At 68.2% G+C, this 13,533-nt stretch carries 11 protein-coding genes; 7 read left to right on the top strand and 4 right to left on the bottom strand.

Annotated elements, in window-relative coordinates:
* Window positions 1-109 precede the first annotated feature (109 nt).
* Window positions 110-838, top strand: coding sequence for an enoyl-CoA hydratase (locus Q0627_RS20775; protein WP_291016198.1), 729 nt, complete (start codon window positions 110-112; stop codon window positions 836-838).
* A 24-nt stretch (window positions 839-862) separates the two neighbouring features.
* Here Q0627_RS20775 and Q0627_RS20770 read toward each other — a convergent pair whose 3' ends face one another.
* The 4 genes from Q0627_RS20770 to Q0627_RS20755 all read right to left on the bottom strand — a co-directional run bounded on the left by Q0627_RS20770 (window position 863) and on the right by Q0627_RS20755 (window position 5,338).
* The gene (locus tag Q0627_RS20770) at window positions 863-1,999 is read right to left on the bottom strand and encodes an XdhC family protein (RefSeq protein WP_298812495.1); all 1,137 of its coding nucleotides are present in this window, start codon (window positions 1,997-1,999) and stop codon (window positions 863-865) included.
* 147 nt (window positions 2,000-2,146) lie between these two features.
* Window positions 2,147-3,481 carry a D-arabinono-1,4-lactone oxidase gene (locus tag Q0627_RS20765; protein WP_298812493.1) on the bottom strand — a complete coding sequence of 445 codons (1,335 nt, stop codon included), beginning with the start codon at window positions 3,479-3,481 and terminating at the stop codon, window positions 2,147-2,149.
* Entirely contained in the window at window positions 3,478-4,734 is a 1,257-nt protein-coding gene (locus tag Q0627_RS20760; RefSeq protein ID WP_298812491.1) for an alanine racemase, read from the bottom strand. The genes Q0627_RS20765 and Q0627_RS20760 overlap by 4 nt, the downstream gene beginning before the upstream one ends.
* Window positions 4,718-5,338: a TetR/AcrR family transcriptional regulator gene (locus Q0627_RS20755; protein ID WP_291016194.1), complete on the bottom strand. Its 621-nt coding sequence runs from the start codon at window positions 5,336-5,338 to the stop codon at window positions 4,718-4,720. Before Q0627_RS20755 ends, Q0627_RS20760 begins: the two co-directional genes overlap by 17 nt.
* 153 nt (window positions 5,339-5,491) lie before the next feature.
* Between Q0627_RS20755 and Q0627_RS20750 the strand changes: the two genes are divergently transcribed.
* The 6 genes from Q0627_RS20750 to Q0627_RS20725 all read left to right on the top strand — a co-directional run bounded on the left by Q0627_RS20750 (window position 5,492) and on the right by Q0627_RS20725 (window position 13,529).
* Window positions 5,492-6,682, top strand: coding sequence for an MBL fold metallo-hydrolase (locus tag Q0627_RS20750; protein ID WP_291016193.1), 1,191 nt, complete (start codon window positions 5,492-5,494; stop codon window positions 6,680-6,682).
* A 51-nt stretch (window positions 6,683-6,733) separates the two neighbouring features.
* Window positions 6,734-9,208, top strand: coding sequence for an HAD-IC family P-type ATPase (locus tag Q0627_RS20745; protein WP_298812488.1), 2,475 nt, complete (start codon window positions 6,734-6,736; stop codon window positions 9,206-9,208).
* Between the two features lie 61 nt (window positions 9,209-9,269).
* Window positions 9,270-9,455: an antitoxin gene (locus Q0627_RS20740; protein WP_298812485.1), complete on the top strand. Its 186-nt coding sequence runs from the start codon at window positions 9,270-9,272 to the stop codon at window positions 9,453-9,455.
* 124 nt (window positions 9,456-9,579) lie between these two features.
* Complete coding sequence (locus Q0627_RS20735) at window positions 9,580-10,017, top strand: SRPBCC family protein (protein WP_291016190.1); 438 nt, start codon at window positions 9,580-9,582, stop codon at window positions 10,015-10,017.
* 130 nt (window positions 10,018-10,147) lie between these two features.
* Window positions 10,148-11,857, top strand: coding sequence for a substrate-binding domain-containing protein (locus Q0627_RS20730; protein ID WP_298812480.1), 1,710 nt, complete (start codon window positions 10,148-10,150; stop codon window positions 11,855-11,857).
* A 40-nt stretch (window positions 11,858-11,897) separates the two neighbouring features.
* Entirely contained in the window at window positions 11,898-13,529 is a 1,632-nt protein-coding gene (locus Q0627_RS20725; protein WP_298812478.1) for a VWA domain-containing protein, read from the top strand.
* Window positions 13,530-13,533: the final 4 nt, after the last annotated feature.

The following is a 13,533-nucleotide window of genomic DNA, read 5'->3' as shown; positions in this document are numbered from 1 at the left end:
GCACGTCCGGTGGTGTGAGAGGAGGGCCGGGAAACCCGGCCCTCCTACTCGATTGATCGGCCGGTGCGCCGGTCGGCGAAGGCGACGCTCACCTCGGTAGGCTGCGTGCATGATTCGTAGCAGCCGGACAGATGCCGTGGTGACCATCGAGCTCGATCGCGCCGAAAAGCGCAACGCGCTCAACGAGGAGATGCTGTCGGGCCTGTCCGACGCATTCAGTGCGGCGGTCGACGGGGATGCCCGCGCCATCGTGCTCACCGGACGCGGGCCCGTGTTCAGCGCCGGCGCCGACCTGACCGGGCCCGTCTACGATCTCGGCTTCCTCGACGGCGTGATGACGTTGATGGAGAAGATCGAATCGGTGCCGGTACCGGTGATCGCCGCCGTGAGCGGGGGCGCCATCGGCGCCGGGCTGCAACTGGCGATGGCCGCCGATCTGCGGGTGCTCACACCCGGCACCCTGGTGGCCATTCCGGCCGCCAAACTAGGTGTGTCCGTTGATGAATGGACCATCCGCAGGCTGGTCACGCTGGTGGGTGCCGGACAGGCCCGCAACCTCCTGATCGGCTGCGAGACCCTGTCGGCCGAGCGCGGCCTCGAACTCGGCTTCACCAACCGCATCGGCGATCTGGCCGCCGCGCAGGCATGGGCCGCCGAGATCGCCGAACTGGCCCCGCTGACCCTGCAGCACTACAAGATGGTGCTCAACGCCGAGGCCCGCGAGAAGCCGGCCCCCGAGCGGGTGGAGGCCATGGAACGCTGCTGGATCAGCGAGGACATCGAGGAGGGCCGGGCGGCCCGCGCGGCCAAGCGCAAGCCGGTCTTCAAAGGCCGTTGACCCAGATCCCGGCGCCGGGTCGCTTCACACCTGAACCAGCGGGCCGGGCGTCCGGTGAATGGGGCCGGTCAGCGCGTGCAACGGCCGCCCCGTGGCGTGGGTGCGTTCGGCGATGATCTCGGCGGCGATCGAGACCGCTGCCTCGGCGGGGGTATGGCCGCCCAGGTCCAGGCCGACAGGCGAGTGCAGCGTCGCGAGTTCTGAGTCGGACAGGCCCGCTTCGTGCAGGCGGCGCAGGCGGTCGTCGTGAGTACGGCGCGAGCCGAGCGCGCCGACGAAGCCGAGCGGTACCGCCGAACGCAGGGCCACGGTCAGCGCGGGCACGTCGAACTTGGTGTCGTGGGTCATCACGCATACGGCCGTCGAAGCGCCGATGCGTCCGGCACCGATCTCCCGGCGCAGGTAGCGGTCGGGCCAGTCGACGACCACCTCGTCGGCGGCCGGAAATCGGGCTGCTGTGGCGAACACCGGGCGGGCGTCGACGACGCTCACCCGCATCCCCAACTGCTTGCCCAGGACCGCGAGTTCACGGACGAAGTCGTTGGCGCCCACCAGGATCAGCCGGCGCGGCGGGGCGAAGGTCTGTACCAGCGTGCGGGGCCGGCGGCTCTTTCCGTCACGATCATCGCAGTCGGCAAAGCCGACTATACCGGATCGTCCGGCGGCCAGCAGGTCGTCGATGTCGAGGTCCAGGCCCAGCCACGATCGGGACCTGCCCGGTTTTGGGCCGGCCGTCACCAGATGCCCCGACACCAGATGCCACTGCGGTGTGGCCGAGAGCGTCGTGGCCAGGGATGCGGGAACACCGTCCCGAATCGCATCTCGGAGTCTCGTCAGCATCGCCAGCCGCGACGGTTCGACACGCTCGACGAACACCTCGATCGTGCCGCCGCACAGCAGTCCCACGCCGAGCCCGCCGGACTCGTCGACACCGAACTCCTCGGTCAGAGCTTCGCCGGTTGCCAGCACTTGCTGCGCGGTGTCGACGACGGCGGCGTCCACGCAGCCGCCCGACAACGCCCCGCTCACCGCACCCGATGCGTTGACCAGCATCGCGGTGCCGACGGCACCGGGCGCGGAACCGGTGGCCGACACGATCCGGGCCAGGCTGATCGGGCCTGCGGGCAGGTCGGTGATGAGTTGGTCGAGCATATGACGCATCACTCCATTGTCACCGGCAGGTGACGATGATGCAGCGTGAACCTCTCACGGCCGATATGCGATGGAGAGCTGTCACAAACCCCACCAATACGCCTCGGCGAGGAGATTATTGCGATGCCGGGGGCTATTGGTGGGGTTTGTGACGGCCTATCCCAAGACTTTCTTCAGATACGGGTTGGCAAACACCCGATCCGGGTCGTACCGGTCGCGGACGGCAAGAAACTCCTCGAAACCCGGATACGCCTCCCGGAAGTAGGACGCGTCGCGCGTGTGTAGCTTGCCCCAGTGCGGACGGCCGCCGTAGCCCACCATGATGGCCTCGAAACCGGCGAAGTAGGCGGCCGAGTCGGCGGGGTCGTCGCGGTGATACCGATGCACGGCGATATAGCCGCTGTCGCGGCCGGACGCGGTCGACAGCAGCAGGTCGTCGGCGCCGGCGGCCCGCACCTCGATCGGGAAGCTGACCCGGAAACCCTTGCGGTCGATCATGTTCCGCAGATCCCGCAGTGCTTCGGGAACGGCTTCGAGCGGGATCGCGAATTCGGATTCGCCGAATCGTACGTTGCGCGAGGAGGTGAAGACACCCGTGGACACATCGGTGAAGGTGCGGGCCGACAGCGCGCGCGAGGTCAGCTGGTTGATGGGCTTGACCAGGCGGGGCGCCTTGACGCCCACCTCGCACAGCGCCCGGAACATCTTGTTGCTCAGCAGTTCGTCATCGACGTACCGGCGCACCTTGCCCGGACCGTCGGGGTCGGTGCCGGCGGGTAGCCGGGTGTTGGTCTTGGTGAGGGTCTGGCTGGTGTGCGGGAACCAGTAGAACTCGTAATGGTCTTGTGCGGCAACCTCATCGAGGAACGTGCCGAATGCCTCGTCGGCGGTCCTGGGGCGTTCCTCGGCGCGCAGGCAGAAGGCGTCGACGCACTGCACCGTGACCTCGGCGAGCACGCCCAGCGCGCCGAGGCCGAGGGCGACCGCGCGCAGGTCGTCGTCGCCGGCGGAGACCGTGCGGATCTCACCGGTGCCGGTGACCAGCTTGGCGCCGACGATTTGGGTGGCGATACCGCCGAAACCCAGTCCGGTGCCGTGGGTTCCGGTGGAGATGGCCCCGGAGATGGTCTGCCGGTCGATATCTCCCAGGTTTGCCATCGCAAGTCCGTGCGGCGCAAGCAATCCCGGGATCTCGTGCAGGTGTGTGCCGGCGTACAGGGTGACCTGCTTGCGTGTGGTGTCGACCCCGGACAGGCCGCGCATGTTGCGCAGGTCGAGCCGGATGTCGTCAGTGGCGGCGATCGAGGTGAAACTGTGCCCGGCGCCGACCGGTTTCACGGTGGCCCCGGATTCGGCAGCCCCGGTGACGATCCGGGAGATCTGCAGCGCGTCGGACGGGAGCTCGGTGCGGCTCGGCGCGCAACTGACCGTGCGGCCCCAATTATGCCAGCGGGGAGCGGGCGCCTTTCTCCCAGAAAAGTACTTGCTCACAGAAAACACTTCCCTTCACCACGGTAGGTGGGCAGTCTGTCGACGACGCGGGCGCAGCCGCTCGCGTCTCGGGCGACGAGCACCAACTCGCCGACTCGTTCACAGATCTCACCGGATTTGGTGTGCCGGAACCACACCCGATCACCGACGGCCAGTCCGTCGGCATTGCGCAGCGGTGTCTGCACCTCACCGGCGGCCTCGGTTCCGACATACCGCAACCCGGCCGGCCACACCGGAAGCGGCAGCCGGTCGGCGCCGGGTGGGCCCGAGGCGATCCAGCCGCCGCCCGCGCAGGTGGCGATGCCGGGTGCGGGCAGACGCACCACGTCGAGCCCGAAACCGACAGCGGGAGCGGGCCGGAAATGGGCGTACGAATCGAACAGGTGACCACCGAAAAACCCACTACCCGCGGCGATGTCGGTCACCGACGGGTCGGTGGCGGTCACCTCAAGGGAGCCGGTGCCGCCGCCGTTGACGAACTCGAGTTCGCGGACCTCGCTGATCGCCCCGATCGCCGCGACGCGTCGCTCGACGAGTTCGGCCATCGACCGCTGCTGCAACAGCCGCACCGCCGCGTTGGTGAGCGGTTTGCCGGCCGCGCCGTTGCCCATTCCCGCCACCTGCGCCTCGTACGACATCACCCCGACGAGGGTGAAACCGGCGCGCCGCTCGATGCTTTCGGCGAGAGACCGGGCCTGCGCGGGACTGTGCACGGGGGAGCGGCGCACGCCCAGGTGCACCCGGCCACCGCCCAACCGCAGCGACGCGTCGAGGTCGATCGCCACCCGTACGTCGCCACGCCCGGCGGGTGCCACCAGAGCGTCGACCACATCGAGGTGATCGGTGGAGTCTACGAGCAAGGTGACTCGGGAGCGGGCCACGTCGTCGGCGATGAGGGAGCGCAGCGCGTGCGGACGCACCGACGGATAGCCGAGCAGCACGTCGGTGATGCCGGATTCGGTCGCCAGCCAGATCGCCTCGGCCACGTCGTAGGCCAGCACCCCGGCGAAGCCGTCACGCGCGAGGATCTCCGAGATCACCGTTCGCACCCGGATCGATTTGGACGCGACCCGGATCGGGACACCGCCGGCCCGGCGGCGCAGGTCGGCGACGTTGTGCTCGAACGCGGTCAGGTCGAGCACTGCGACGGGACTGTCGCAGCCCTCCTCGCGCACCGCGGCGTCGATGCTCTGCCAGTATCTGTCGGAGTCGGAGCGCCACCACGCGGTCGTCGTGTCAGTTGTCGGCCACATGGGACATCAGCATCTCGAGCGAACCGTCGACGATGTTGTCGACGGCGGCGGTGTCGGCGGTGGCCAGGTAGACGAGCGTGGCGGCACAGGTGGTGCCCACGAGGAACTGCGCCAGTTGACGGGGCGAGGACAGCCAATGGACGCCCATGTTGTCCGCGGCCTCGATGAGCGACCGCTCGGCGATGGTGTACAAGTGCTCGAACATCTCCTTTGCCGCAGCCGCCAGCGGCGGATGGCTCTGTGCGTACAACGCCAGCGACACGCAGGCGCGCATCCGGCCAGGACCGGATTCGAGTACGGAACGGAACATACCCAAATTGGCCCGAAGGTGGTCATCGAGGCCCGCCCGGCCCAGGACCGGGGCGTCGGCGGGGGGAACCATCGTGGCGACCCAACTGTCGATCGCCATCGGCGCGATGGTGAGCATCACGCGCCGGAGCAGGTCGTCACGGCTGTCGAAGGCGTAGTGGAAACTGGCCAGCGGCATCCCGGCGTGCGAACAGATGGTACGGGTGGTGGCGTTCTCCACGCCGTGTTCGGCGATTACATCGAATGCCGCTTCGACCAGCGCCTTCCGGCGGTCCTCTACGGGCATTCGGGGCATGGGTTCACTCTCGGCGCGGTGTTCGCTCACGGGAACAGGGGCATGCTTACAGCCTGAGTGAGCCTACCAGCGGGCCCCGGACCAGGCAGAGCGGCCGGTTCATCCACGGGTCGAAACAGGGGAGCGCCGGTCCGCGGCGCTAATGTTGGCGGGATGAAAGCGAGCCCTGCACCGAACGCCGCGTCGGCGGTGGCTCGGCGTGCCGCGTCGGCGACCCGCGACGCCGCTGACGGCGCCGCAACGAGACTGGCCGGCGCCGGTGTCCCGGTGCTCCGGGCGCTCGGTGCCGGACGCGAGCAGATCCGCCCGCACGTCGAGGGATCGCCACACCTGCGCCACGGACGTTTCGCCAACGCGGAGCAGCCGAGCCCGCCGGTCGAGACCGACGGTTCGGTGCTGCGGGAGATGTTGCGCCGCCCGGGCAAACCCGTGCGCCCGGTCCGCGTGCTCACCCCGGCGTTCACCGCACCGGGATTCGACGACGACCGCGCCGACCTGGCCGCCACCTGGCTCGGCCATGCGACCGTGCTCGTCGAACTCGACGGCGTGCGGATCCTGACCGACCCGGTGCTGAGCAAGCGATGCTCGCCGAGCGAGTTGGTCGGACCGGCACGGCTGCACCCGGCCCCGGCGTCGGTGGCCACGTTGCCGGCAGTCGACATCGTCCTGATCAGTCATGATCACTACGACCACCTCGACTACGAGACCATCACCGCGATCGCCGCGGCCCGGCCCGAGGTGACGTTCGTGGCACCCGTCGGAGTCGGCGCCCACCTGCTCGCGTGGGGGATCGCGGCCGACCGCATCCGGCAGGCCGACTGGGGGCAGGCGGTGACTTCGACGACGGCGCGAGGGGGATCGCTGACCTTCACGTGCTGTCCGGCCCGGCACTTCTCGGGCCGGTTCCTCGATCGCAACCTCACCCAGTGGGCGAGCTGGGCGGTCCGCGGCCCATCGCACAGCTTCTTCTTCTCCGGTGACACCGGATTCACCGAACGCTTCGCCGACACCGGCGCGTCGTCGGGGCCGTTCGACCTGACACTCATTGCCATCGGTGCCTACGATCCGTTGTGGCCCGACATCCACCTCAATCCGGAGGAGGCGATCGCGGTGCACCGGATGCTGTCCGGATCGTCGGTGGGTGACGCGGTGATGATGCCGATTCACTGGGGCACCTTCAATCTGGCCCGGCACACCTGGGCCGATCCGGTGCGGCGGGTACTGGAGTCGGCGCGGGACAACACCGCGACGGTGCTGATCCCGCCGCCGGGCGGCCGGATCGATCTGGTCGGCAGGACCGGCGACGGACTGACCGATCCCGCGTGGTGGGAACGATCGGCGTGAGCGATCGCCGCGGCACGAGCAGATGCAGGCACGAGCAGGGGTGAGGTATCGATGACGCAGCATACGGTTTCACAGGCAGGGGCGTTCCCCGGGCTGTCGGCCGATGAGGTGGCCGAGCGGGTCGCCGCGGGGCAGGTCAACGCGCTGCCCGACAAATCCGGGCGCACCGTCGCCGAGATCGTCCGCGCCAATGTGTTCACCCGGATCAACGCGATCCTCGGCATCCTGTTCGTGATCGTCGCGATCACCGGGTCGTTCAAGAACGGCCTGTTCGCGCTGATCCTGGTGGCCAACAGCGGCATCGGCATCTTCCAGGAGATCCGCGCCAAGAAGACCCTCGACGCGCTCGCCATCGTCGGGCAGACCCGGCCGGTCGTGCGCCGGTCCGGGGTCGCCGCCGAGATCGACCCCGACGAGGTGGTGCTCGACGACATCATCGAGATCGGTTCGGGCGATCAGGTCGTCGTCGACGGCGAGGTGGTGACCGCCGCGGCGCTGGACGTCGACGAATCGCTGCTGACCGGTGAGGCCGATCCGATCCACAAGAAGCCGGGCGACAAGATCCTGTCAGGCAGTTTCGTGGTCGCCGGGTCCGGGGCGTACCGGGCCACGAAGGTGGGCGCCGACGCCTACGCCGCACAGCTGGCCGCCGAGGCATCCAAGTTCACGCTGGTGTCCTCGGAGTTGCGCGGCGGTATCGACAAGATCCTCAAGGTGATCACCTGGCTGCTGATCCCGGCCGGTGTGCTCACCATCGTCAACCAGCTGTTCTTCAGCGACAACGGCCTCAAACGCGCCCTGCTCGGCATGGTCGCGGCCCTGGTGCCGATGGTGCCCGAGGGCCTCGTGCTGATGACCACCATCGCGTTCGCGGTGGGCGTGGTGCGGTTGGGTGCCCGCAAGTGCCTGGTCAACGAGCTGCCCGCGATCGAGGGGCTGGCCCGGGTCAACGTGGTGTGTGCCGACAAGACCGGCACCCTCACCGAGAACGGGATGCGCCTGGGTGAGGTCCGCGTCGTCGATGACAGCGGCGGCGATTTCGCCGATGTTCTCGCAGCGCTCGCCGCACACGATCCGCGACCCAACGCCAGCGTCGTCGCGATCGGGGAGGCCTATCCGGACGCCCCGGACTGGTCGACGACGGCGATAGCGCCGTTCACCTCCGCCAAGAAGTGGAGCGGCATGTCGTTCGCCGATGCCTCCGGTGCGGCGCAGGGCAACTGGCTGCTCGGCGCGCCGGATGTGCTGCTCGACCCGGACACCGACATCGCGCGTACCGCAACCGAGATCGGCGAGACCGGACTGCGGGTGCTGCTGCTGGGTACCACCGACGTTCCGGTGGACACCGCGGTCCCGGCGGGCGGCGACTCGACCGTGCCGGGCACCCTCACCCCGCGGGCGCTGATCGTCCTCGAGCAGCGGGTGCGCCCCGATGCCCGGGAAACCCTCGAATACTTTGCCGACCAGAAGGTTTCGGTGAAGGTGATCTCCGGCGACAACGCCCGCTCGGTGGGTGCGGTCGCGGCATCGCTCGGGCTCGGTTCCGTCGACACCTCGGTCGATGCCCGCACCCTGCCCGACGATCCGGACGAGCTCGCCGGGATCGTGGAGGACGGCGTCACCTTCGGCCGGGTGCGTCCGGACCAGAAACGGGCGATGGTCAAGGCGCTGCAGAGCCGCGGCGACACCGTCGCGATGACCGGCGACGGCGTCAACGACGTGCTGGCACTCAAGGACGCCGACATCGGTGTGGCGATGGGTTCGGGCAGCTCGGCGTCGCGGTCGGTGGCACAGATCGTGTTGCTGGACAACAAGTTCGCCACCCTGCCCTACGTCGTGGGTGAGGGCCGGCGGGTGATCGGCAACATCGAGCGGGTCTCCAACCTGTTCCTCACCAAGACGGTGTACGCGGTGCTGCTGGCGCTGTTCATCGGTATCGGCGGCGTCATCGGCTGGTTGTTCGACATCGACTCGATCAGTTACCCGTTCCAACCGATCCACATGACCATCTCCAACTGGTTCACGATCGGTGTGCCCGCGTTCATCCTGTCGCTGGCACCCAACAACGAGCGCGCCCGCACGGGATTCGTGCGCCGGGTGCTCAGTCAGGCGGTGCCCAACGGCATCATCGTCGGCCTGTGCACGTTCGTGACGTTCGTGATCGTCAACCCGGGTGGCACCGGACCGCAGCTCGGTGCCGAGGATTCGGTCGACCTGACACCCGATCAGACGCAGGCGGCCACGGCCACCCTGCTGACACTGATCGCGGTCGCCTGGTACGTGCTGGTGGTGGTCGCCCGGCCGTACAACTGGTGGAAGATCGTGCTGCTGTCGGTGTCGGCGGGTGCCTATGTGCTGATCTTCCTGGTCCCGTGGTCGCAGGACATGTTCCTGCTCGACGTCTCCGACACGCAGAAGTTGATGGTGGGCGCGATCTCGGCCGCGGTCGGCATCGTGTGCGTGGAGGTCGTGGCGCGGGTGCTCGCTGCCAGGGCAGCGCCCGGACAACTGCCGACCGGCGACTAGGCTGGTGCAGTATCACAACTTTCGGCGTCAGAACGCCGAATGACCACGACAGGAGCAGACGATGGATCTCGGCGGCATCGTGAACAAGGCCAAGCAGGCGATCGAGAAGAACCCGGACCTGATCGAGAAGGGCGGCGACGCCATCGACAAGGCCACCAAGGGTAAGTACGCAGGTCAGGTCGACAAGGCGCAGGAAGCGGTCCGCAAGGCCGCGGGCGCTCCCGCCAAGGAGTCCAAGCCCGAATAGAGTCGTCGGACTCGTCGGATTCTTCATTGTGGCCGGAGCGGTTGTCGCTCCGGCCACAACGTATTCAACGTATTCACCGCCCGGTCGTGAACATCGGGTGAGCCGGGCGCTAGGCTGCTCAGTCATGGCAAAGGCGAGTAGTTCGATCGGTCTGGAGTTGTCGGTTGACGAGGCATGGGCGGCAGCCTCCGATCTGTCCCGCTTCGACGAGTGGCTCCTGCTGCACGACGGCTGGCGAGGCGACGTCCCCGAGGTACTGAGTGAGAAGGCCAAGGTGACGTCGGTCGTGTCGGTCAAGGGTGCCCGGGTCAAGTTCGACTGGGTCATCGACCGGTACCGCCCGCCCGCCGAGATCCGGCTTTCCGGCAGTGGCAAGGGAGGTATCAAGGCCAAGCTCGACGTCGCGATCACGCCGTCGGGCGAGGGTTCGACGATGACGCTCGGCATCGATCTGGGTGGTCTTGCGCTGATCGGCCCGGCCGGTAAGGCGGCGGCCAAGGCGGTCGAGGGGGACCTGTCGGCGTCCCTTCAGAAGTTTCAGAAAGTTTTTACTGCAAAGTAACGACCGATCGGCGGCTGGGGCGCCATAATCGCATCGCGACAAGGGTGCAGACGTCACGACGATACGGGGGATCGTCGGCGCGGGCCGCAGACCGGACTGATCGGTCTGCAAGGGGGGTGAGCAGAACACGATGGGACGACATAGCGACGACGAGAGCGGCACCGGCAGGCTGCCGGCCGCCCGAGCGGGGCGCCGCCATGACGGCTTGGGTGGCAGCGGTCCGGGTGATGACGGCGTGGGTCATGACGGTTTCGGTTTCGGGGCCAACCGCGACCCCCGTCGCCGCCGCCGGACCTGGGGCGTGCTCGCTGTCGTGCTGGTGGCGATGCTGGTCGGTGCTCTCCTCGTGTGGCGATCGGCGGCCGACTCGTGTGGCGACGGCACGGTGACCGTCGCCGCCGACCCGGCGATAGCCGAGGCGATGGCCGAGATAGCGAAGAAGGCCGGCGACGACTCCTGCTACACCTTCGCGGTCGAATCGGTCTCGGGCAAGGACATCCCCGCCCGGCTCACCGGCGGCGACAAGTCTCCGGACCTGTGGGTCGCCGACTCCTCGTATCAGACGAGCCGGGTCGGTACCCAGGTCCGCCGAACCCTCGCCGTGGTGTCCCCGTCCGTCGCGGCCACGCCCGCGGTGATCGTCGGCCGTACCGTCGAGGACTACGACAGCTGGGTCGACGTGATCACCCTGCCTGACTTGCGTATGAGCAGTCCCGTTGACTCGGCCACCGGCAACGCACCGATCATCGGCGCGGTGGCGGGAGCGCAGAAGGGCAAGATCGCTCCCGAGAAGCTGACCGAGGCGATGAGTGCGATGGCGCTCGCGCAGAACAACGTGCGCAAATCCGACGAGACCGACCAGCAACGCCTCGCCCTGGCCAACACCTCCAACGTGCTCGCGGTGACCACCGAACAGCAGTACCTGAAGTTCTTGCGCGGCAACAGCGGATCGCAACTCACGGCCAAGACACCCGCCGACGGCACCGTGATGCTCGAGTACCCGGTGGTCAACAGCGCGGGGCAGACCCGCCGCGGCGATGCGGAGCAGGCGGGCAAGGTGCTGGCCGAGGCCGTGGCCTCGGAGCAGGGCCGCGACGTGCTCGACGGCGCCGGCTTCCGCGCTCCCGACGGCTCCGGTATCGGTGACAAGGTCGCCCAGCTGAAGATCACCGATCCGAAGGGGGTGGACAAGGCCCTGCGTCAGTGGCAGGTGCTGGCGACCCCGATGCGTTCGCTCGTCGTGCTCGACGGCTCCGGATCGATGCAGGCGACCATCGGGGATTCGACCCGCGCGAACGTGCTCATCGACGCCGCCCTCGAAGGTCTGCGCCTGTTCCCCAACAACGCCGAACTCGGCACGTGGCTGTTCGGTATCGACAAGGGCGGGCCCGGTGTCGACTGGGATGAGCTGGCGCCCATCAAACGCCTGGACACCCCGGGCCATCGCGAGAAGCTGGTGGCCACGGCCACCGATGCGCTGACCAACAGGCTGGGCGGCGGCACCGGCCTCTACGACACCGCGCTGGCCGCCTACATCAAGGTGCAGGATTCCTACGATCCGAGCTACTCCAACAGCGTCATCCTGATGACCGACGGCCGCAACGAGGACGAGAACAGCATCAGCCTCGAACAACTGCTGGCCCGACTCACCGAGCGCCAGGACCCGGCCCGGCCGGTGCTGCTGGTCACGATCGGTATCTCCGAGGACGCCGATACGTCCGCGCTCAAGCAGATCGCGGACGCCACCGGCGCGACCACCCACATCGAGCGCAGTGCCGCCGACGTCAAGGGCGTGTTCTACGAGGCGATCGCAGCACGTATTGCGGCGGTGGCCCGCTGACCGCGGGCTATCCTGACCGAATCGAAAGGTGATGCCTGACATGGGATTCTCCGATGACGAGTTCGGATTCGCGGGCGACGGCAGGCGCCGGCGGCGCCGGATACTGCAGGTGGTGCTGGCGGCGGTACTGGTGATCGTCGCCGTCGCGGGGGTGATCCTGTGGCGTGGCAACGCCGACGGCTGCGGTGACCGGACGTCGGTGCGGGTTGCCGCCGACCCGACGGTCGTCGCGACGGTGCGGTCGCTGACCGCGATCGCCGCCGACACCGGCTGCTTCGACTACGACGTCGACGAGGTCACCGGTGCCGACGTACCCGGTCGGCTGACCAGCGGCGACGACAAATCACCGGAGCTGTGGGTGGCCGACTCGCAGACCCAGGCGCGCCGGGTCATCACCCAGGTGCGCAAGTCGCCGGACTACGTCACCGAGTCGCTGGCGTCGTCGCCGACGGTGGTGGCGGGTACCGGTCTGGGATCGCTCAAGACGTGGATCGACGTGATGAAGCTGCCCGACCTGCGGATGGGCAGTCCGATGGAGACATCCACCGGCGACGCGCCGATCATCGCCGCATTGGCCGAAGTGAAGGCGGGGCGCGCGAAGCAGGACGAGCTGACCCAGGCTCTGTCGATTCTGGCGATCCAGCAGAACAACGCGCGCCCGGCCAACGACAGCGAGGCCACGCGCCTGAACCTGGCCAATGTCGAGGGTATCCCGGTGATCACCACCGAACAGCAGTTCTCCCAGTTCCAGCGGCGTCACCCCGAATCGAAGCTGAAGTCGGCGATACCTGCCGACGGCACGGTGATGCTCGACTACCCGCTGCTCAACACCGCGGGCCGCGGCAGCAAGGACGACGCGGCCGCGGCCGGCAAGGAGCTGGTGGCGGCGGCATCCTCGGTTGACGGACGAAAGGTGTTGCACAACTCGTCCTTCCGTGATCCCGGCGGCAGCGGATTCGGCGCCAAGGTGACCGTGCTCGACGGTGGCGATGCGGCGCTGGTGGATAAGACGCTGCGGCAATGGCAGGTGCTCGGTATCCCGATCCGCACCATCTTCATGATCGACACGTCCGGGTCGATGCGCGCACCGGCGGGCGACTCGACGCGGGCGAAACTGTTGATCGGGGCGGCGACGCAGGGGCTCGGGCTGTTCCCCAACAACACGCAGGGCGGGCTGTGGATCTTCGGGATCAACAAGGGCGGTGCGGGACAGGACTGGAAGGAACTGCTCCCCGTCCGCCGGCTCGACGCCGCGTCGTCGCGGGGAACCCATCGCGACGACTTCGCGGCGGAGATCACCCGCGCCATGACCGACGACCTCGGCGGCGGCACGGGCCTGTACGACAGCATTCTGGCGGCGTACAAGCAAGCCCAGGCGGGTTACGACCCGACGTACTCCAACAGCGTCATCGTGATGACCGACGGTCGCAACGAGGACGCGAACAGTATCGGGCTCGACGAGTTGCTCACCACCCTCGAGCAACTCGCTGATCCGGCGCGACCGGTTCTGGTGCTCACCATCGGCATTTCCGGGGATGCCGACGCCGACGCGCTGAGCAAGATCTCCGAGGCGACCGGTGGTAGCAGCTATATCGCCGAGACCGCGGCCGATATCGAGTCGGTGTTCGTCAACGCGATCGCGGCCCGGGTGAAGGCCGCCGGTCAGGGCTGAGCCG

The sequence above is a fragment of the uncultured Gordonia sp. genome (assembly GCF_937858515.1).
Lineage (GTDB): Bacteria > Actinomycetota > Actinomycetes > Mycobacteriales > Mycobacteriaceae > Gordonia.
The sequence above is the reverse complement of the archived record's forward strand: the minus strand, read 5'-3'. Positions and strand labels throughout refer to the sequence as shown.